Source organism: Natrinema marinum (genome assembly GCF_024296685.1).
Lineage (GTDB): Archaea > Halobacteriota > Halobacteria > Halobacteriales > Natrialbaceae > Natrinema > Natrinema marinum.
In genome coordinates, this window is record NZ_CP100763.1 from 2,677,711 (window position 1) to 2,696,983 (window position 19,273).

A 19,273-nucleotide genomic window follows, 5' to 3' on the forward strand; every position below is an offset into this window, starting at 1 on the left:
GATCCGGACGAGAGCGCCCGGACCCGACAGGATTTATGTAGACTCAGATGAGTAGAATTGAACTATTATCGGTGGGACGAGTCTGATGCGCCAGCGTGTTCGATACTCACGACCACAGAGACACGAAGCGACGAAGCGTCCTGAAATCGATCGGCACCGGCGCACTCGCGACGACGGGCGCGGTTGCGGCGAGCGGGTCCGCGAACGCCGACGCCAGTTGGAACCACTACCACAATCCGGTCGGCCCGGTCGGATTCGGTGACGTGACCGCGATCCAGGCCGACGACGGCACGTACTACGCGTACGGGACCGAAACGCCGAACGACATCGTTCCGATAGCGACCTCGGACGATCTGGTGGACTGGACGTACATCGATTCGGCACTCGACAGCTACCCCGACTGGCGCAACAATCCTGACGCCGGCGTGTGGGCACCCGATATCAACTACTACAACGGCCAGTACTACCTCTACTACTCCTACTCGACGTGGGGGAGTCAGAACAACCCCGGAATCGGCCTCGCGACCGCCGACTCGCCGGACGGTCCGTTCGAGGACCAGGGGCCGGTGTTCAGGGCCGAAGACCTCGGAATGACCAACGCTATCGACTCGGAGTTCCGCGTCGTCGACGGCACGCCGTATCTCGTGTGGGGGAGTTGGTACGGGATCCACGGCGTCGAACTCACGAGCGACGGGACGGATTACGTTCCGGGGACGACGTTCCACCTGGCCGGCGACAAACGCGAGGGCGGGATGATCGTCCGAGAGAACGGCTACTACTACCTGTTTTACTCGACTGGCCACTGCTGTGAGGGCTCCGACAGCACCTACGAGGTCGAAGTCGGCCGCTCCGAGTCGTTCTTCGGCCCCTACCACAACGAGAACGGGACCGATCTGCGCGACCTGAACGAACACCGCAGCGGCGTGGCGATCCTCGAGGGGACGAACGAGTTCATCGGTCCTGGTCACAACACTGCGATTCAGGACGAGAACGGCGACTGGTGGATGCTCTACCACGTCGAGGCCACGGCCGACCGGGAAGATCGAACGATGATGATCGATCGGATTCAGTGGGAAGACGGCTGGCCGGTCGTCGCCTGCGATGGGACGCCGAGCACACAGAGCCCGCTGCCGGGCAGCGGCAGCTACGATTGCGACACCTCTGACGACGACGATACCGGAAGCGGCGATTGGCCGTTCGATCTGTTCTAATAGGACGATAGCAACTCGCTGACGGCGGACGCGGTATCGTCGCCCAGCGTTCGCTAGTCTCTGCCCTCACCCGCGATCCACCGGTTCACCCCGCTCGCGAACCCGTTGTCGCAGGCGGGTCGATTCCAGGAGCTATTGCGGGCGACCTACAGTTGGTCGTCGGGGTCGAACCGGTCGCTGTCGGGGTCGTGAGCGCCGATATCGTCGGTTCCGGGTTCGTCGAGATCGAACGCGTCGGTCTCGAGCGCCGATCCGTCGGCGCTGATGGCCCCGTCCTGGATCTCGATGGTGACACCGTCCTCGCCGTCGGCCATGCCGAGTAGCCGGCCGGTCGCCGACTCCACTTGCTGGTTGACCGACCAGACGAACCGCAGGACGGACTCGAGTTCGGTGCCGGCATCGCGGACGCCTCGCCGAGATGGGAGTTCGCCTACGCTCTGTGCGCCCTCGGGGTGGAGGTACTGGAGCGGGTGCTCGGTCGGTACCTCCCGGAGGTCGACGTCGAACGACCAGAGGTACGGGAGGATCTGGAGGGCGTAGCCCTGCGGTTTCGGCGCTCGTCGGCCGGCGGCGCTCAGCGCGATGGTTTTGGCCGTCGACTCGCCGTCGGTATCGAAGTAGACACCGGGAACGCGCGGAATGGAGACTCGCATACCCGTGAGAGACGGTGCGGACGGGTGAGTCCCCACCCGGCACTTCCAGCCTCGTTTTATAGGGGCCGGGGCCGGGTCCGTCGTCCGCGTCCCGTCGCCGCCATCAGTGGAAGGTGTCGGTGAACTTGTCCCGGCGGTTGATATCGAGTTCGCTGATGCTCGAGCCCCCGCGGCTCGCGGCGAAGCGGATCGCTTGCGCGACCTCCTCGGGTTCGGTGACCTCGCCTTCGTCGAACCGCTCGGAGAAACTCTCGCCGTAGGCCGCTCCGAACTCGGAGCGGACTTCCGCGGGGTTGACGATCGTGATGCCGATATCGTCGTCGCCGACCTGCGCCGCGAGGCTCTTGGCGAAGCCCCGGACCCACCACTTCGTGGCGGCGTAGACCGGGTTGGATGGCCGCGGATGCCGACCCGCGAAACTGGCGACGAAGATCGCGTGGCCGTCGCGCTCGCGGAGAGAGGGAATCGCCGCCCGCGTCGCGTAGAAGACGCCGTCGACGTTGGTCTCCTGCATCGTCTCGTAGTCGTCGGTCGACAGCGACTCGACGTCTCCGCCGCGGGCCAGCCCCGCGTTGTTCACCAGCACGTCGATCCCGCCGAACTCGTCGACGGTCGCCTCGAGGAGCGCGTCGACCGCGTCCTCCTCGCGGACGTTCGTCGGTTCGACGAGCGTCTCGACATCGTGGGTCGCCTCGAGGTCGTCCGCGATCTCGGCGAGCCGATCCTCGCTGCGGGCCGCGAGGACGACGTTCGCGCCCGCGGCCGCGAGTTCGCGACAGGTCGCCGCGCCGATGCCGGTACTCGCGCCCGTCACGATCGCCGTTTTTCGCTCGAGTGAGTTCGTCATCGGTCGACGGCTAGACGGGCAGTGCCCTAAAATCGAGGGTCGCGGAGGACGAGGCCGACGAATCGCGCGTGGGGGGGACGGAACGGGAGCGCCTCAGTAGTCCTCGAGGTCGTACAGCTCGCCGTACTTCTCGGTGACGTACGCGAGGAAGTGGTCGGCGGTCAGGTCCTCACCGGTCGCCCGCTCGATCAGGTCGGGCGTGACGTAGCGCTTGCCGTGTCGGTGGACGTTCTCGCGGAGCCAGCCGTTGAGTTCGTCGAACTCGCCCTCTCGGATCTGCTCGTCGAACTCGCCGCGATCAGCTTCGGCGGCGGCGTACAGCTGTGCGGCGAGCACGGACCCCAGCGAGTACGTCGAGAAGTAGCCGAAGTCGCCGTGGGACCAGTGGATGTCCTGCAGGCAGCCTTCGGCGTCGGTCTCCGGGCGCACGCCGAGATACTCCTCGTACTTGTCGTTCCAGACCTCGGGCACCTCCGAGACCTCGAGGTCGCCCCGGATCAGATCGCGCTCGATCTCGAAGCGGATCACGATGTGGAGGTGGTAGGTGAGCTCGTCGGCCTCGACCCGGATCAGGTTGTCGTCGTGGACCTGATTGGCGGCTTCGTAGGCCTCTTCGGGCGATACGTCCTCGAGTTCGGGGAACCGCTCGCGGGCGATCGGGAGGAAGTGCTCCCAGAAGGGACGCGAGCGACCGACGTGGTTCTCCCAGAGTCGCGACTGGGACTCGTGGACCGAGAGATCGCGGGCCTCGCCCAGCGGCGTGCCGTAGCCCTCGTCGGGGAGCCCCAGCGTGTAGTTGGCGTGGCCGAACTCGTGAATCGTGGAGGTGATCGACCCCAACAGGTCGTCTTCCTCGAACCGAGTCGTCACGCGCGCGTCGAATTGCGTCCCCGAGGAGAAGGGATGTGGCGCGGTGTCGAGCCGGCCGCGGCCCCAGTCGTAGCCCAGCGAATCCAGCACGTCGCGCGCGAGAGCTTCCTGATCGTCGTCGTCGAACTCGCCCGCGAAGGCGTCCGTCTCGAGGTCGGCGTCGCTCTCCTGAACGGCGTCGATCAGCGGAACGAGTTCCTCGCGCAGGCGCTCGAGGACTCGTTCGGCGGTCTCGAGGTCGATGTACGGCTCGTAGTCCGCAAAGAGCACCGCGTAGGGATCGGCGTCGGGGTCGATGTGCTCGGCGTACTCGCGTTTGAGTTCCACCAGCTTCTCCAAGGTCGGCGCGAACTGCTCGAAGTCGTCCTCCTCGCGGGCCTGCTTCCACGTGGGGTGGGCGTTCGAGGCCGTCGCGGAGATCTCCTCGACTAACTCCTGGGGAACGCTCGTCTCGCGGTCGTACTTCCGGCGGACTTCGCGGACGACCGCCGCTTGCTCGTCGGCCAAGTTCTCGCCTTCCAGTCGCTCGAGCAACTCGCCGGTCTCGTCGTCGGTCAACAGCTCGTGGCTGAGCGAGGACAGCGTCGAGAGCTGCTGTGCGCGGGCCGGGGTCCCCTCGTCGGGCATCACGACCTCCTGATCCCACTGGAGGACGCCGGCGGCGTTGCCGACGTTCGAGATGCGTTTGACGCGCCGTTCGAACTGCTCGTAGGTGTCGGCCGCGGCGTCACCGGGGGCCTGATCGGTCGCCATGGGCGTACCGTTCGCTCGGAAACGGTATCAACGTCGTGGTCGAGGAACCGGCGTCACCGCGCCGGCCACGTCTCCGCGACCAGCCGGTAGGTCTCCCGGCAGCGCTCGAGGGCGGCGATCGAGACGCTCTCGTCGTCGGTGTGGGCCTCGCCGGGCTCCGAAGGGCCGACGACGACACACTCCGTGCCGGCCGCGGCGAGCCAGCCCGCGTCGGTCGCGTGGGGTTTCGTCACGAGTTCCGGATCGACGTCCTGCGAATCGGCGGCGGCCGCGAGCACGGTCTCGGCGAACGCCTCGTCCGTACACTCCATCGGCGGCCAGTCCTGGTCGACGGTCCACTCGATCCCCTCGAGTTCGGCGACCGTCTCGAGGGCGGCGCGCTCGCCCGGCACCGTCCGTTCGTCGATCGTGAACGCACAGCGGGCGGGGACGACGTTCCAGGCGGAGCCACCTTCGATCTCCGTGACGGTGAGCCGACCGTCGAGCGTCTCGCCGGCCACGTCGACCGACGGGAGCTCGAGGTCGCGCACGCGGTCGATGGCCGCGGTTGCCCGGTAGATAGCGTTCTCGCCGGCGTCGGCCTCGCTAGCGTGGGCCGCGGTCCCGCGGGCGGTGATCGTGCTCCCGCGCCGACCCTTGTGGGCGACGGCCACGTCGGTGACGTTCGGACCGGAGTAGTTCGTCGAGCCCTCGCCAACGACGGCGTAATCGGGGGCGAACCCCTCGTCGATCGCGTACTGAGAACCGACGCCGCCAGTCTCCTCGCCGACGAAGCTCGCGAAGACGAGTTCGCCCGTGGGATCGGCCTCCCGGAAGGCCAGCAGGGCGGCGGCGACCGCGCCCTTCATGTCAGCCGTCCCGCGACCGTAGAGTCGGCCGTCTCGTTCCTCGACGGCGTATTCGGTCGCGCCGTCTCCGTCCGCGCTGGCGACCTGCGACTCGGCTGGCTCGACGACGTCGTGGTGGCCGACCAGCGCGAGCGAGTCGCCGCCCGCCCCCCTTCGGGCGATTACGTTGCCGGCGTCGTCCCGTTGCACGTCGGCATCGGTCTCGCTGCGCAGCCATTCCGCTATGAAGTCGCCGGCGGCGGTCTCGTCCTCGTAGCTCGGAATCGAGACGAGGTCGCGAGTGAGGGCGACGAGAGTCATAGCAAGCGTCTCGACGGCCGGCGTGTTCAGTCCACCGGAAGGGGAGATCACCGTCGGGCGGTCGAACGACCCTCCTCGAGCGACGGCTGTACCCGCGTTCATCGCGCGACAGCGCCCCGACTCACTCCACCCGCTCGTAGACCGGCGGCTCCGCGTCGGATTCGTCGTCGGTGAGCCGCGCGACCGAGTCGCGCACCTCGCGCAGGCTGGCCGTCTGCTGCTCGCTGGCCGCCGCCACCGACTCCGCCGCGCTGGCGACCTGATCGGCCGAGTTCGAGAGGTCCTCGAGCGTCTCCGCGGCCACCTCGACGCCGCGGGCCTGCTGGTCGGCCGCAGCGGCCACGTCCTCCATGCCGGCCGCGGTCTCCTCGGCCGATTCGTGGATCGCCTCGAGCGAGTCGACCGTCTCGCGGACGCGATCGGTGCCGGCATCGACGCGGGCGACCGTCTCCTCGGTCGTCTCGACCGTCGCCGCGGCCTCCTCACGGACCGCTTCGACGGCGGACTCGATCTCCGAGAGGTCCGATTTCGTCTGCTCGGCGAACGAACGGACTTCGCTCGCGATGACGCCCATCGTCTCACCGCCAGCGTCACCTCGCGAGGACTCGATCTTCGCGTTGGCCGCCAGCACCGTCGTCCGCTCGGCCAGATCGTCGAGTCGCTCGACCACCTCGTCGATCTCGTCGGTCCGCTCGGCGAGCGCGTCGACGGCCTCAGCGACGCGGTCGGTCGCGTCCTCGATCGCCTCGAGTTCGTCCAAGGCGTCGTCGGCCGCATCGACGCCGTCGGCGGCCAGCCGTTCGGTCCGGTCGCTCTCCTCGCGGACCTCGTCGGCGACGCTCGCGACCTCCTCGACCGCGGCGCTGACCTCGTTGAGCTCGTTCGCGGCTCTCGTGACGCCGGCCGCCTGCGATTCCGTGTGATCGCTGATCGCCTCCGCACGGCGCGCGACCACCTGACTCGAGTCGTAGAGGTCCGTGATCGGCTGTTGCACGTCGCGTTCGACCTCGCGCGCGAGTCGCTCCCGACGCTCGATCGACTCCTCGAGTCGCTGGGCGTAGGAGTCGACGTACGTGTCAGTCGCGATCTGCAGGTCGAGGTTGATGATCCGCAGCAGCGAGAGCACGTCCATCATGCCGTCGTCGATGGCTCCCCTGACCGCCTCCTCGAAGGAGTCCTCGAGCCCGTCCGCCCCGTCGTCCTCGTCGCCGAGTCCCAGCGCGCCGACGAACCGCTCGAGGCCGCTCCCCTCCCGTTGGGCCTCGCGCTCCTCGGCCCACTCCTCGATGGCGTCGACGACTCGATCCTGCACCCGCTCGTTGAGCCTCGAGAGGATGAGATCGTAGTAGACGCCGTACTGTCCGACGTAGTGTTTCAGCGGCATGTCCAGCAGTTCGTGGAGCTTCCCGATCCGGGCCCGGTTCTGGAAATAGGATCGGTCGTAGTCGCCCGTTGCCAGCGAAACGAGGTACGCCTGCTGGGTCTGCTTGAGGGCGTCGACTCCCTTCGGGGAGCGGTCGACGACCTCCCGCGTCCCCTCGTAGCGCAGCACGTTCTCGTAGAAGTCGTCGGCAATCTCCTCGCGATTGTCGCGCAACAGCGGCTCGAGTTCCGATAGCCGCCGTTCGTCGTCCGCGTCGAACCCGATGAACTCCTTTCGCCAGGCGATCTCGGCGTCATCGAGCCCGATCCGATCGACGAGTTCGTCGACATCGAGAAAGCCGTTGAGTCCCCCGCGACCGAACGTCTCTGCTGGTTGCATGTGAGAACGTGTTCGGCCAGTCGTTTACTTTTCTGTGAGTGTTCCCAGCGGGTAGGAACGAGGATCGAGGCCCGGCGTCGGTGTATGGGACGTGAGAGCGCGACCCGCGGATTTGCTGTGGACACCCTTATGGGCGTACGACGACCAGTTTACGTATGAACGTCGTGCCGGACACGAGCGTGGTCATCGACGGCCGCGTCTCGGCGACTATCGAAGACGGGCAGTTCGAGGGAGCGACGATCTGCGTCCCCGAGGCGGTCGTCGCGGAACTCGAGGCGCAGGCCAACGACGGGATCGACAGCGGCTGGGACGGACTCGAGGAACTCCAGCGGCTGGCCGATCTGGCCGACGACGGCACCATCGACCTCGAGTACGTCGGCGAGCGGCCCAACGCCATCGAGCGGGGCCACGCCTCCGAGGGCGAGATCGACGCCCTGATTCGGGACCTCGCGGAGGACCTCGACGCGACCTTCGTCACGAGCGACATCGTGCAAGCCGAGGTCGCGAAAGCGAAGGGGCTGGACGTAGAGCACGTCTCCCCTGAGGTTCGGCGGGTCGGCACGCTCGCGATCGAGGAGTTCTTCGACGACCAGACGATGAGCGTCCACCTGAAGACCGACGCCGTCCCGAAGGCCAAGCGCGGCGAACTCGATGCAATGCGCTACGAATCGATCGCCGAGGAGCCACTCGACGAGGCGACGATGGACGAGTACGCCCGCGAGGTCGTCGACGGCGCGAAGGAAGCCCCGGACGGTTTCATCGAGCTTTCGGAACCGGGGATGAAGATCGTCCAGTTCCGGGACTACCGGATCGCGATCGGTCGGCCGCCCTTTTCCGACGGCATCGAGATCACGGCCGTCCGCCCGATCGCCCAGACCGACATCGAAGACTACGAGCACGCCGACGAGTTGAAAGAGCGGCTGCTCGAGCGCCAGCGCGGCGTCCTCATCTCCGGCGCGCCCGGCGCGGGGAAATCGACGTTCGCGCAGGCGGTCGCCCGCTATATCGCAGACCACGACTACTCGGTCAAGACGATGGAGAAGCCTCGCGACTTGCAGGTCGGCCCCGACATCACCCAGTACACGGAACTGGGCGGCCAGATGGCGAAGACCGCCGACGCCCTGCTGATGGTCCGGCCCGATTACACCATCTACGACGAGGTCCGCAAGACGGACGATTTCGAGGTGTTCTCGGACATGCGGCTGGCCGGCGTCGGCATGATCGGCGTCGTTCACGCGACCCGGCCAATCGACTCGCTCCAGCGGCTCGTCGGCCGCGTCGAACTCGGGATGATCCCCCAGGTCGTCGACACCGTCGTCTACATCGAGGCCGGCGAGGTCGAGACCGTCTACGACGTGAAAACGGAGGTCAAGGTGCCCGCCGGCCTCACCGAGGAAGACCTCGCCCGCCCCGTCATTCAGGTGACGAACTTCCAGACCGGCGAGCCCGAGTACGAGATCTACACCTTCAACCGCCAGGTCGTCACCGTCCCGCTCAAAGACGAGGAGGGCGGCCCCGGCAGCGAGTCCGGCGTCGACCGCATCGCCAAACAGGAGATCGAACGCGAGATCCGCTCGATCGCGCGGGGCTACGTCGACGTCGAACTCAAGAGCCAGGACAAAGCCGTCGTCTACGTCGAAGAAGACGACATCTCGAGCGTCATCGGCAAGGGCGGCGGCCGGATCACCGACGTCGAGAACCGTCTGGGGATCAACATCGACGTCCGCACCCACGACGAGAACCCCAACTACGGCGCGGGCGGCGCTGCCGGCGGCGGCGCGAACGCCGACGGCGGCAGTGCGTCGCAGGCCGGTCAGATGGTCCAGCCCGAGATCACCTCGAGACACATCGTCATCCCCGTCGACGGCAACCACGGCGAGACCGTCGAGGTGCAGGCTGCCGGCGACTACCTCTTCACCGCGACGGTGAGCCGCGGCGGCGAGATCCAGGTGTCGCGCGGCAGCGCGATCGCGGAGGAACTCGAGCGAGCGATCGATCGGAAGGATCCGATCACGATCGTTCCGTCATAAGCGCACGAACCGCAAACGAACGGAGAGAGTGAGCGGTTTTTAGTGTCTGACGCGAGCGGCTCAGACCGACCACATTCCTTCTTCTCGATCGAGCAGCGAAACCACGACGACGTGCGGGAGCGTCAACACGGCGATCGCGACCAGATACACGGCGAGAACGGCGGGGACGGTCGCAGGCGTCCGTGGGACGGCGAACCAGATACCGGCGAGGACGGCCAGCGCGGCGATGGTCAGCGGTGCCGCGTCGCGGGCGAAGCGACGAAATGCGATCCGAATCGCGCCGCGCTCGAGGGCCGCGCCGGCGACGGGATCCACGAGCATCGTTCTGAGGACGTGTCGGAGCGAGTGCCAGCAACAGAAGTAGAGCCCGATCGCGAGGATCGGCGGCACGACGGCGAAGTAGCAGACGAGGCCGATCGTCTCCGCGGCGTCGACGAACCACGGCCACCGCTCACCGGGGCTCGTTCGACGGACCCCGAGGAGAAGCGAAAGCGCGATCAGGGACCCGAACCCGAACGTCACGGCCGCCCGGACCGCCGGTGTGAAGATCGGCTCGAGCGCGGTCGCCGCGTCGGCGTCGAACAGCCCGACGAGCGTCTCGGCGACGAACGCGTACTGCGATGGGAAGGCGACCAGCGGGACGAGCATCGGGATACCGCCCCTGACGAGGAGGGCGAGCAGCCGGCTGGCTCGCGTCTCGAGGTGGTCGGCGCCGACGAACGCGAGGAGCGCGTAGACATCGCCCTGTCCCCAGTGGACGAGCGTGACGAGGACGAACGAGACGAACGCAGCGGCGGGCGCGAGAACCCAGACGACGGCGTACGCGCCCCCGAGGAGCAGATAGAGGACGCCGACGGCGGCAAGCGACCGCGGAGTCACCGGGTCGTCTCGGACCCGCGGTAACACGAGGTGGTCGACGGCGCCGTGGGGAAGGCCGAGAACGACGACGCTGACCGCCAACGGCACGTACTGGTAGACGAGCGGCGGCGACCCGAACGCGATCGTCGCCACGGCGGCGACGGCGAGCAGCGAGCCGACGCCAAGGCTCAACCGCGCGGCCCGCGATCGGCGCTTGGACCCCGCTCGCACGTCGGCGCGCCCGTCGATCGCGTCACCACTCATCGGAACTCGTCGCCAACTGCCGGGACTCGCCCGTCCGTTCCGGCAGTCCGTCGAATCGCTCGAGCACCCAGACGTACAGGACGAGTCCTTGAACGACGAAGAGGTTGGTCACGAGGAAGAACAGCGCCTCTTCGATGGGAAGTCCGAGGAGCGCGTACCCCGTGGTGTGCGCGTCGGAGATGACCCAGACGCCGAGTTCGATCGCGATCCGGTCGACGAGCCAGAGATACAGCGTCGGGACGGCGATCGCGACCAGCAGCGACCTGCGGACCGTCCACAGGTACGTCGATCCGAACCCCCACTGAACGGCGAGGACCGGCCCGGCCCAGAGGAACAGCCAGCCCAGGTAGTACGTGGAGAGATCGCCGAACAGTAGCAGCAGGCCGACGACGGCGACCGCCAGCCCGCCGGCGACGCCGAGCAGCCGGTGTCGGCGGGGGAGCGTCAGCGGCCGGTCGGCGGCCGGTCGCACCTGAAACAGCCAGAGCGCGGTCAGGATCGGCTGGAGGACGAAGAAGAGGTACTCCTCGATCGGCGTGTGCCAGACGGTCGCGAGCACTGCTCCGTCCCCGTACCACCAGACGCCGGCGGGAATGAGGTGGTTCGTAAACGGCGTCGTGTAGGCGACCGCGAGGAGGATCACGATGCCGAGGCCCGAGAGGGGGCGAAGGCCCAACCAGACGCGGTCGCGCCGGACCGCAAGCGACCACAGAATCAGGATTGGCGGCAGCAGGAAGGCGACGTGGATTCCGAGGTACGTGATCGGGATGGTCATGAGCGGGTCGGCGGTGGCCGTCGGTGCCCCGGGGGAAACGATACCTCCGCGAGCGGAGATACGACCGGGAGCCCAATAGCGGCGTGTCCATACTGGTTAGGGGCACTGGAGACGGTCGATCGGACCGGTCGAAGCCGGCGAAGAGCGGCGGTCCGGGCGGAACCCTCTCGCCGACCGCGGATCGATCGCGGACCGGTTCGATCAGTCGTCGCCTGGGACGGGACCGGGCGTGCTGGCGCCGTAGTCCGCCCCGCCGGTGATCGCGTCGGGTTCGGCGGCGATGTAGCGCATGGCGACGAACGTCACGACGTACTTCGTGATGATGTCGAGGACGCTGTACCCCCAGGAAGTGACGGTGACGCTCAGGACGGCGAACCCTTCGACGCCGAGGGCCCAGAGGATCGGGTAGCCGAACCAGCCGACGACGGTGAGCAGTTTCAGCGTTCCGAACAGGTCGGCGGTGCCGGTGGTCCGCGCTTCCGCTGTCCAGTCGACGAGGATGACGTAGACGATCACGAGGAAGAAAATCGACCCCAGGAAGAACCACCACCACCGCAGCACCAGCGAGGACGTGGTCAACGCGGCGGCCAGACCGGTGACGCACATCGCGATCGTGAACGCGCAGGTCGTGAGGATCTTCGTCCAGTTCGACCCCGCGATCATCCCGAGCGCGATCAGGATGAACGGGGTCGAGAACGTCCACGTGAGGTAGCGGCCCCACATCGTCAGGACGCCGTCCTGTCCGGCCGTCGTCGCACCCGCAGCCGGGTGACCCGGCGGCATCTCGACGATACCCAGAGTCAGCCCCGACGCGAGGCCCGTGTAACTCGAGATCGAAACGATCGAGATCAACATCAGCGCCATCGCGATCGCCTTCGACCGGGAATCCGTCAGGTTCCGCCCGAGGTAGGCGATCCCGAGGATCGTGAGCCCGGCCAGAGCGATGTTGAGGACGAACGACAGCGCGAGGAGGGCGTTGTCACCGCCGAAGACGTACTCGAATAGTTCCCGGTCCGTCGCGCCGTTTTGCAGGACGGCGTTCTGGACGCGGAAACCGAGGGCGTGGGCTGACTGCATGAGCGCGGTTCGCTTCACCACCGCGACACATAAACGACTGTTCGTCGCGAGCCGGAGACTCACGAGCGGTGACCGAACCGGTGTTCGAGAGCCGTTATCGCGTCGAGCGCGATGGCCGCCCGTCGGTCACTCGCGTTCGAACTGTCGACAAAATCGATCGCTGACCGGCCGCGACCGGAGCGTCGCGAGGCCGATGGTCGGAGTCGGTGCCGTCCTCAGGCCGGTGCAGCTGTCGGCGAAACGGCCCGCTCGAGGACGGTGCGGCTGCGGAGCAGGACCACCCCGAAGCCGACCTTCGCCGAGAGGTCGAGCACCATGAACGCCGCGGTTTCCCAGTATAGCGGGAGGATACCGAAGGTGCCCTCCGTGCCGAGGATCCAGACCACCGGATAGAGGAGCCACAGCGCGATGACCAGGTTGCGGAGTCGCCCGAACAGCGACGCCACCTCGGGGGACCGACCGCGCGCGTTCTCGGAGAGCGTCCCGACGAGGACGTACAGCAGGGCGAGCAGGGCGCCGGTGCTGATACCCCACCAAGCGATCCGGGTGCCGGGAGTGGCCGCGAACGCCGCGATCGCACCGGTCCCGATCATGAAGACATCGAGGCCGATCAGCGTCGCGATGGTGTTTCGGTTCGCCCCCGCCAGCAGCGCGAGGTCGAGCAGCAACAACGGCGTCGTGAACAACCAGTCGGCGTAACGCGCCCAGTAGATCGTGAGCGCCTCGTCCCCGACCACGACTTCGGTGACGCCGAAGCCGGTCGCCATCGCGAAGTACATCGCAGCGGCGATCGTGGTGATGAACGTCGTGATGATGTAGAACTCCTGCATCTTCGGGTCGCGAACGCCGCGCCCACGGCCGATGAAGTATAGGGTTCCGAGCGTCATCCCGATCGTGCCGATCCACAGCCAGACGGATTCTGCGCCTACTGTTGCGACCATGAACGATTCTAAGGCGAGCGAATATATACTGGTTGAGCCTAACGAAATTAAACTCTAGAGTGCCCTGTATAACCGGAAATCTGACGTTGGCTGTGAAATCGCAGCGTATTTCGGGACGCTCTGTGTCCGGTCGGATAGCCCGAGCGCGGAGCGCCCTCCAGAACGATGACTCAGACTGATCCGAACGACCCGATCGCAGATGCGTTGCTCGGCGAATCGACGTACGAACGACTCAGAGTGGAGCGGTACGCGTTGATCAAGCGGCGAATCCCACAGAAACTCCGCTACCAGAGCGGCCTGCTGTTCGCACTCGCGCTGGTCGTCCCGATCGTCGCGACCTATCCGTCGTCGGTGCAGGCGGCGTTTCCGGGCGGCGATCCGCTGTGGTCGTCGCCGCTCGTCCTCTGGGTCGGGGTCTCCGCCGGCGGTATTCAACTGGGGACCGCGACCTGTCTCGTCGCGGTCGCGATCGCGCGCCGGCGGTACGAACACCATCTCTCGGAGTCGCAGGTACACGCGCTGTTGAACGTCGAAGACGTCGCGTCGATGTTCGGACTGGCGACCGGGGGCTTCGCGATCCTGATCACGGTCGGGTTCTTCCTGGTCGGTCACGCCGGCGTCGACACGTTCACCGCCGTCGTCGAATCCGCGCCTCGAGATCCCTACGGACAGACAGGCGTGTCGGTACCCGTCATCATCGTCGGTGTCGCGGCAGCGATCAGTTCCTGCGGCGTCTACGCCGTCGGTCGATACCTCTCCCCGGAGTGAGTGACGGCGCCGGAAACGCCTTTTCCGCCCGGTTCGTCCCCGAAGCCGTCCAGGAGCGAAGCGAAGCCGCGCCCGTTAGGGTGACAGACGGTCCTGCCGACAGTAGAACGCCGCCTCCACCACGAAACGGGGCGACAGCAGAGTGGACGAACGGTCACCGAACCGATCGGGACCCGTCCATGTCGGTGCAAACCACACCACCGACTACTAGCTGTTTAAGCATTAGCTTCTTATATGAGACAATCGTTTGGAGAAGTAGCGTGAACAAGAGTGATCCCAACGCATGAGCGTAGATAAGAAGACGTTCGTCTACTCCAGTATCGGTCACACGAGCGGACCGTTTTGCACCGATCACCGGTCGCTCGAGGCGGTCCGCGAGCGGATCGTCGCCGACATTCGGACGACGGTCGCCGATGCGGGTGCGGACGGCGTCGTCGTCGCGATGAGCGGCGGCATCGACTCGACGCTGACGACGGCGCTGGCAGTCGAGGCCATCGGAGCCGAGAACGTCCTCGGGCTCGGCCTCCCCTGTAACATGACCGATGCCGCCCACGTCAGCGACGCCCGCACGATCGCGGAGGGGATGGGCATCGAGTTCGAAGAGATCCAGCTTCGACCGCTGCTCGAGGCCTTCGAGGAGACCGTCGCGAGCGAACTCGAGTCGCCGGCGAACGACGCGGACCGGCCGAACGAGCGCAACCACGAGATCGGCAACGCAACTGCGCGCCTCCGGATGATCACCGCCTACTACGCGGCGAACCGCGGGTCGCGGCTCGTCCTCGGCACCGCAAACCGCTCGGAGGTGTTGCTCGGCTACTTCACCAAGTACGGCGACGGCGCGGCCGATGCCTACCCGATCGGCGACCTCTACAAGACCGAGGTCCGCGCGATGGCCAAACACATCGGGCTCCCCCGCCGGATCGTCAGCAAGGAGCCGACCGCGGGCTTTTGGGCCACCCAGACCGACGCGGGCGAACTCGGCGCGCGGTACGACGATATCGATCCGCTGCTGTACCGGCTCGTCGAAGAAGATCGGCCGATCGACGAGGCCGTCGCCGAGTTGCGGATCGACCGCGAGACGGCCGACGAAATCGCCTCGATGCACGCCGGGACCGACCACAAACGGTCGCTGCCGCCGACGCCGGGGATCGCCAACAGGGGCAACGGCGACTCGGGCGACGGCGCGGACGGACCCGAGTGAGTCGGCACCCGAACCCGAGTCAGCGTTCGCGGTCGCCCGCGTACAGCCCCGGATTGCGCCACCAGAACAGCCCCCACGCCAACAGGAAGCCGGCAGCCATCGCGAGGATGTCGAGCAGGAACGACGACAGTCCCAGATCGGCCACAGCGACGAGCGCGATCGCCGCCCCGGTCGTGGCTCCGCTCACGACGAACAGCACGTCACCGACGATCTTCGTCCGTGAGGCCCTCCAGTACTCCTGTCGGTCCTCGTCGTACCAGACCCCGACGTAGATCACCACCGGCGACATGGTCGCGATGACCGTGATCGCTCGGTAGGTCTCCGGGAAGACGGCCGGCACGAGGACGAGCAGATTGAGCAAGTTAGCGACTAACACGGCGAGAAACAGCCCGATCATCAGCCAGCCCCAGCGCGGTAACCGCTCTTTGTCCATACCGTGGACGGTCACCGCGAGAAAATAATGCTACCGCTCGACGTTATTCCGCGCAGCAGGCGTCCTTCTTCGGGGACTCCTCGACGCCGTTGCCGTCGGCCGCGACCGGTTCCTCGAGCCGATAGAGACTCTGGCGGGCGTCCGCAAAGTAGATATCCTCGTCGACGATCCCGATCTCCTCGAGTCGCTCGAGCGCGTACCGCACCGTCCGGGCCGAGAGCATCGATTCCTCGACGATCTGTTTCTGTGTCAGCGGCCCGTCGTACTCGAGAACCTTGAAGACGAGTTTCGCACTCGGTGGCAAGTCTTCGATCTCCTCCCCGTCGGTCTCTGCCATACTACGAATCGAAAGGCCCCAGCAGTATAAAAGTTGAGCCTTACCCGAACGGCAATTATTATATATTACTATGTATTCTACCGAGTATAATTCTGTTTGAGCCCCCGAACCTCGAGATGTGAAAATTGCGCCCGGGAGGCAGACACATATATGCCGCGGAGATTGTGGGGATATCGGACGCGTTCGATCGCGAGGGGACGGCCGAGGCGATCAGCCCTCGCCGATCATCCGGTCTTCGTCCTCCCACTCCTGCTTGCGCAGTTCGTACTTCTGGGTCTTCCCGGTCGCTGTCTTGGGGAGTTCCGTGACGTACTCGATCCGACGGACGGTCTTGTAGCTCGCCAGTCGATCGCGGGTGAACTGGGTCAGTTCGTCGGCCGACACCGGTGGGTCGTTCGGATCGCCGTTCGACGGGACGACGAACGCCTTCGGCGTCTCGCCCCACTCGTCGCTCGGTGCGGGGATCACCGCCGCGTCGGCGACCGCATCGTGGTCGAACAGCGTGTCCTCGAGTTCGATGCTCGAGATGTTCTCGCCCCCGGAGATGATGATGTCCTTCTTGCGGTCCCGAATGGCGATCAGCCCGTTGTCGTCGACCGTCGCGAGGTCGCCAGTGTGGTAGTAGCCCTCGACCCGGTCGTTGAACGCTTCGTCGGTCTGGTCGGGCTTGTTCCAGTAGCGGTCCATCACCTGGTTGCCGCGGACGACGATCTCGCCGAGCGTCGCGTCGTCGCGGGGGACATCGTTCCCGTCGTCATCGACGACGCGAACCTCGGTGCCGAGGACGCCCATCCCCTGGCGCTTCTTGATCTCGAAGCGGTTCTCGTCGTTCATCAGCCGCTTGGTGTCGGAGATCGTAATGAGGGGACCGGTCTCGGTAGCGCCGTAGAGGTGTTTCAGGTACCAGCCGAAGCGGTCCTCGACGGCGCGGATGGTGGCCTCCGGCGGCGCGCTACCGGCGGTCGTCACCCGAACCTGCTTCTCGCCCATCATCTCGGGTTCGCCCTCGCTCTCGTAGTAGTCGATCAACTGATTGAGCACCGCGGGAGCGGCACAGAGGAACGACACGTCCTCCGCGCGGATGGCGTCGACGACCTCGTCCGCGTTGACCCCGCGCGTGCAGACGTGAGTCGCGCCCATCCCGGTCACCGCGTAGATGTGGCCCCACCCGTTGACGTGGAACATCGGCAGCGTCCACAGGTAGGTGTCGTCGTCGGTGATCTCGTGATAGATCGACATCAGATAGGCGTGGATGGTCTCCGTCCGGTGAGTCCGGCAGACCCCCTTCGGGTCGCCCGTCGTGCCCGAGGTGTAGTTGATCGTGATGATCTCGTCCTCGCTCATCTCGGGCTGGTCGAACTCGGTGCCGGCCTCCTCGAGCGCCGCGTCGAAGCTCTCCCACTGGCCCTCGACCGCGTCGGCGTCGTTCGTGACGAACGTCTCCGTCGGCACGTCGTCGCGGATCGCCTCGATCTTCTCGGCGTACTCGTAATCCGCGTAGATCGCGTCGACGCCGGCATCAGAGAGGATATACTCGTAGTCGTTCGGCTCGAGGCGGTAGTTCAGCGGCGTGAAGATCGCCCCGAGCTGCATCGCGCCGAACGCCGCCTCGAGGTGGTAGTGGGTGTTCGGGTCGAGTACCGCAACGCGGTCGCCTTTCTCGATGCCCCGTTGCTCGAGCGCCGCGGCGAACCGGTCGGCGCGCTCGCCGAACTCCGCGTACGTGTATCGGTCGCCGTCTACCCCGACGATCGCGTCCTCGTCCCCGTAGTAGGTGCGAGCCTGCTCGAGGAAGTCCGTGACAATGAGTGGCGTTTCCATACGACGCAATTTTTGCGAATGCGGCAGATACGTATTTCGTTTCTTATCAACTGGTCGGAACTGGCGCCCCCAAAGAGGTGGGGCGGCGACGACGGTGACGAATCGCTACGGACGGAGAGCGGTGCAGAAACGGACCGAAAGCCGGTCTCGACGGCAGAACCGAACGCGCGGGGAGGTACCGAGAACAGCCGCGATATCCGTCAGAGCTGTTCCCAGACTTGCTCGTCGTCGTCGAAGTCCGGTTCGTCGGACGAGGTGAACGCGTCGCCCCCCTCGAGTTCCGAGAGGTCCTCGGCCGAGAGGTCCCCGTCGGCGTCGACGACGGGCGGTTGCTCCTCGAGGTCCATCTCCGGCCAGGCGGTCTCCTCCCAGAGGCCGCGGTCGCTGTAGTAGTAGACGACGCCGTCGTTGACGACCGCGAACAGCCCGCGTTGTTGGTCGTGGACGACGCGCTCGTTGGTGTCGATGGCCACGTCGACCACGTCCTCTAACGTGTCGAGCGAGACGTGGTAATCGCCGATCCACATCGGAATCGAGCCCCGCGAGATCCACTCCGCGTAGCGTTGTTCGTGGACCGCTCGGCGGGCGGCGTCGATATCGGTCGGCGAGCGCCGGGCGACGACCGCAGCGCTGACGAGCGAGAGCGTTCCGAGCACCGACAGGCCGCCGATCAGCGCCGTGCCTCGGGACTCGGTCGTCCGTTCGACGCCGCGTTGATAGCTGTGAGTCGCCGAGTCGGACAGCGAGCCGCCGACCCAGTAGGCATTACCGGTAATCTGCAGCGGAGCGGTCGAGGTCAACGTCCCCGACTGCCGGCCGGTGTCGTACGTGACGCGAAGCTCCATCGTGAGCGAGACCGAGCCGATGCCGCTGACTTCGCGCTGGAGTTGCTGCTGTCGCTGCTGGTAGTCTTCGATGTCGATGGTCGCCTCCGAGGTCGCGACGCCGTCTTCGATCGTCGGCGACTCCCGTAACACCTCGTGGGTCTCGTTCCAGAACGTCGATCCGTCGCGAGTCGCCTCAAAGCGGAGGACGAGCTCGTGGGTCACGTTCGCGTCCTCGAGCGAGCCGCCCGACTCTCGCAGCCGCGTTTTCGGCGTGACCGTCAGCTCCGGCGAGGCGTTGAGCACGTAGACGGAGCTATCGGTGAGCCGTTCGCCCTCGTTCCAGAGCGTGCCGTTTTCGGTGACGACAGCGCTCGTCCCCACGCCGGTCGTCACGCGCTCTTCGCCGAACTGCGGCTCCGTCGTCGTCACCGGGTTGGCGACGGCCCAGCCGCTCGCGCCGATGGCGAGCACGCCGACGACTGCCAACACGATCACGATCGATCGACCGCTTCGTGCGAGCAACAGATCGAGCCGCGGATTATCGATCACTCGTGGGACACCTGCCGAATCGCGATTGGACCTGCCGTCCGCCAGCCCGGTTCGACCCGCGGTCGGCCGTCCCGCGAGCGGGGTTGAATACCGGGATAATCACGGATAGATGAAGGAAATCGACTATTATAAGCGTAGTGGCTTCTCT

General features: G+C 66.3%; 17 protein-coding genes. 4 read left to right on the plus strand and 13 right to left on the minus strand.

The features are described 5' to 3' along the window. Positions 1-95: 95 nt before the first annotated feature. A complete protein-coding gene (locus NKH51_RS13340; protein WP_254762182.1) occupies positions 96-1,211 on the plus strand; it encodes a family 43 glycosylhydrolase in 1,116 nt (371 codons plus the stop codon). Between the two features lie 146 nt (positions 1,212-1,357). Here NKH51_RS13340 and NKH51_RS13345 read toward each other — a convergent pair whose 3' ends face one another. The 5 genes from NKH51_RS13345 to NKH51_RS13365 all read right to left on the minus strand — a co-directional run bounded on the left by NKH51_RS13345 (position 1,358) and on the right by NKH51_RS13365 (position 7,244). Then, on the minus strand, positions 1,358-1,864 hold the full coding sequence (locus NKH51_RS13345; RefSeq protein WP_254762183.1) for a hypothetical protein: 507 nt from the start codon (positions 1,862-1,864) through the stop codon (positions 1,358-1,360). A gap of 103 nt (positions 1,865-1,967) precedes the next feature. After that, the gene (locus NKH51_RS13350) at positions 1,968-2,711 is read right to left on the minus strand and encodes an SDR family oxidoreductase (protein WP_254762184.1); all 744 of its coding nucleotides are present in this window, start codon (positions 2,709-2,711) and stop codon (positions 1,968-1,970) included. Between the two features lie 93 nt (positions 2,712-2,804). Further along, a complete protein-coding gene (locus NKH51_RS13355) occupies positions 2,805-4,334 on the minus strand; it encodes a carboxypeptidase M32 (RefSeq protein ID WP_254762185.1) in 1,530 nt (509 codons plus the stop codon). A gap of 53 nt (positions 4,335-4,387) precedes the next feature. After that, positions 4,388-5,482: a M20 family metallopeptidase gene (locus tag NKH51_RS13360; protein WP_254765153.1), complete on the minus strand. Its 1,095-nt coding sequence runs from the start codon at positions 5,480-5,482 to the stop codon at positions 4,388-4,390. Positions 5,483-5,603: 121 nt separating this feature from the next. Next, complete coding sequence (locus NKH51_RS13365; RefSeq protein WP_254762186.1) at positions 5,604-7,244, minus strand: globin-coupled sensor protein; 1,641 nt, start codon at positions 7,242-7,244, stop codon at positions 5,604-5,606. Positions 7,245-7,399: 155 nt separating this feature from the next. Between NKH51_RS13365 and NKH51_RS13370 the strand changes: the two genes are divergently transcribed. Beyond that, positions 7,400-9,274, plus strand: coding sequence for a PINc/VapC family ATPase (locus tag NKH51_RS13370; protein WP_254762187.1), 1,875 nt, complete (start codon positions 7,400-7,402; stop codon positions 9,272-9,274). 60 nt (positions 9,275-9,334) lie between these two features. Here NKH51_RS13370 and NKH51_RS13375 read toward each other — a convergent pair whose 3' ends face one another. The 4 genes from NKH51_RS13375 to NKH51_RS13390 form a co-directional block, all read right to left on the minus strand. Further along, a complete protein-coding gene (locus tag NKH51_RS13375) occupies positions 9,335-10,396 on the minus strand; it encodes a Brp/Blh family beta-carotene 15,15'-dioxygenase (protein ID WP_254762188.1) in 1,062 nt (353 codons plus the stop codon). Then, a complete protein-coding gene (locus NKH51_RS13380; RefSeq protein ID WP_254762189.1) occupies positions 10,386-11,171 on the minus strand; it encodes a lycopene cyclase domain-containing protein in 786 nt (261 codons plus the stop codon). The genes NKH51_RS13375 and NKH51_RS13380 overlap by 11 nt, the downstream gene beginning before the upstream one ends. A 201-nt stretch (positions 11,172-11,372) precedes the next feature. Then, positions 11,373-12,248, minus strand: coding sequence for a bacteriorhodopsin (locus tag NKH51_RS13385; RefSeq protein ID WP_254762190.1), 876 nt, complete (start codon positions 12,246-12,248; stop codon positions 11,373-11,375). A gap of 215 nt (positions 12,249-12,463) precedes the next feature. After that, the gene (locus NKH51_RS13390; RefSeq protein ID WP_254762191.1) at positions 12,464-13,189 is read right to left on the minus strand and encodes a bacteriorhodopsin; all 726 of its coding nucleotides are present in this window, start codon (positions 13,187-13,189) and stop codon (positions 12,464-12,466) included. Between the two features lie 165 nt (positions 13,190-13,354). Between NKH51_RS13390 and NKH51_RS13395 the strand changes: the two genes are divergently transcribed. Both NKH51_RS13395 and NKH51_RS13400 read left to right on the plus strand, forming a co-directional pair. After that, positions 13,355-13,957, plus strand: a complete 603-nt coding sequence (locus tag NKH51_RS13395) for a hypothetical protein (RefSeq protein WP_254762192.1) — start codon at positions 13,355-13,357, stop codon at positions 13,955-13,957. 283 nt (positions 13,958-14,240) lie between these two features. Continuing rightward, positions 14,241-15,158 (plus strand): NAD+ synthase, encoded by a 918-nt coding sequence (locus NKH51_RS13400; protein WP_254762193.1) that lies wholly within the window; start codon positions 14,241-14,243, stop codon positions 15,156-15,158. Between the two features lie 19 nt (positions 15,159-15,177). Here NKH51_RS13400 and NKH51_RS13405 read toward each other — a convergent pair whose 3' ends face one another. The 4 genes from NKH51_RS13405 to NKH51_RS13420 form a co-directional block, all read right to left on the minus strand. Next, complete coding sequence (locus NKH51_RS13405; protein WP_254762194.1) at positions 15,178-15,591, minus strand: hypothetical protein; 414 nt, start codon at positions 15,589-15,591, stop codon at positions 15,178-15,180. A 43-nt stretch (positions 15,592-15,634) separates the two neighbouring features. Then, positions 15,635-15,928 (minus strand): MarR family transcriptional regulator, encoded by a 294-nt coding sequence (locus tag NKH51_RS13410; protein WP_006180348.1) that lies wholly within the window; start codon positions 15,926-15,928, stop codon positions 15,635-15,637. Positions 15,929-16,138: 210 nt separating this feature from the next. After that, positions 16,139-17,749, minus strand: a complete 1,611-nt coding sequence (locus NKH51_RS13415; RefSeq protein WP_254762195.1) for a long-chain-fatty-acid--CoA ligase — start codon at positions 17,747-17,749, stop codon at positions 16,139-16,141. Between the two features lie 200 nt (positions 17,750-17,949). Then, positions 17,950-19,125: a DUF5305 domain-containing protein gene (locus NKH51_RS13420; RefSeq protein ID WP_254762196.1), complete on the minus strand. Its 1,176-nt coding sequence runs from the start codon at positions 19,123-19,125 to the stop codon at positions 17,950-17,952. Positions 19,126-19,273: the final 148 nt, after the last annotated feature.

Bases quoted from the DNA above. Each gene is read 5' to 3' on its own strand.
- NKH51_RS13345 (WP_254762183.1), bottom strand. From the start codon at position 1,864: ATGCGAGTCTCCATTCCGCGCGTTCCCGGTGTCTACTTCGATACCGAC.
- NKH51_RS13350 (WP_254762184.1), bottom strand. From the start codon at position 2,711: ATGACGAACTCACTCGAGCGAAAAACGGCGATCGTGACGGGCGCGAGT.
- NKH51_RS13355 (WP_254762185.1), bottom strand. From the start codon at position 4,334: ATGGCGACCGATCAGGCCCCCGGTGACGCCGCGGCCGACACCTACGAG.
- NKH51_RS13360 (WP_254765153.1), bottom strand. From the start codon at position 5,482: ATGACTCTCGTCGCCCTCACTCGCGACCTCGTCTCGATTCCGAGCTAC.
- NKH51_RS13365 (WP_254762186.1), bottom strand. From the start codon at position 7,244: ATGCAACCAGCAGAGACGTTCGGTCGCGGGGGACTCAACGGCTTTCTC.
- NKH51_RS13370 (WP_254762187.1), top strand. From the start codon at position 7,400: ATGAACGTCGTGCCGGACACGAGCGTGGTCATCGACGGCCGCGTCTCG.
- NKH51_RS13375 (WP_254762188.1), bottom strand. From the start codon at position 10,396: ATGAGTGGTGACGCGATCGACGGGCGCGCCGACGTGCGAGCGGGGTCC.
- NKH51_RS13380 (WP_254762189.1), bottom strand. From the start codon at position 11,171: ATGACCATCCCGATCACGTACCTCGGAATCCACGTCGCCTTCCTGCTG.
- NKH51_RS13385 (WP_254762190.1), bottom strand. From the start codon at position 12,248: ATGCAGTCAGCCCACGCCCTCGGTTTCCGCGTCCAGAACGCCGTCCTG.
- NKH51_RS13390 (WP_254762191.1), bottom strand. From the start codon at position 13,189: ATGGTCGCAACAGTAGGCGCAGAATCCGTCTGGCTGTGGATCGGCACG.
- NKH51_RS13395 (WP_254762192.1), top strand. From the start codon at position 13,355: ATGACTCAGACTGATCCGAACGACCCGATCGCAGATGCGTTGCTCGGC.
- NKH51_RS13400 (WP_254762193.1), top strand. From the start codon at position 14,241: ATGAGCGTAGATAAGAAGACGTTCGTCTACTCCAGTATCGGTCACACG.
- NKH51_RS13405 (WP_254762194.1), bottom strand. From the start codon at position 15,591: ATGGACAAAGAGCGGTTACCGCGCTGGGGCTGGCTGATGATCGGGCTG.
- NKH51_RS13410 (WP_006180348.1), bottom strand. From the start codon at position 15,928: ATGGCAGAGACCGACGGGGAGGAGATCGAAGACTTGCCACCGAGTGCG.
- NKH51_RS13415 (WP_254762195.1), bottom strand. From the start codon at position 17,749: ATGGAAACGCCACTCATTGTCACGGACTTCCTCGAGCAGGCTCGCACC.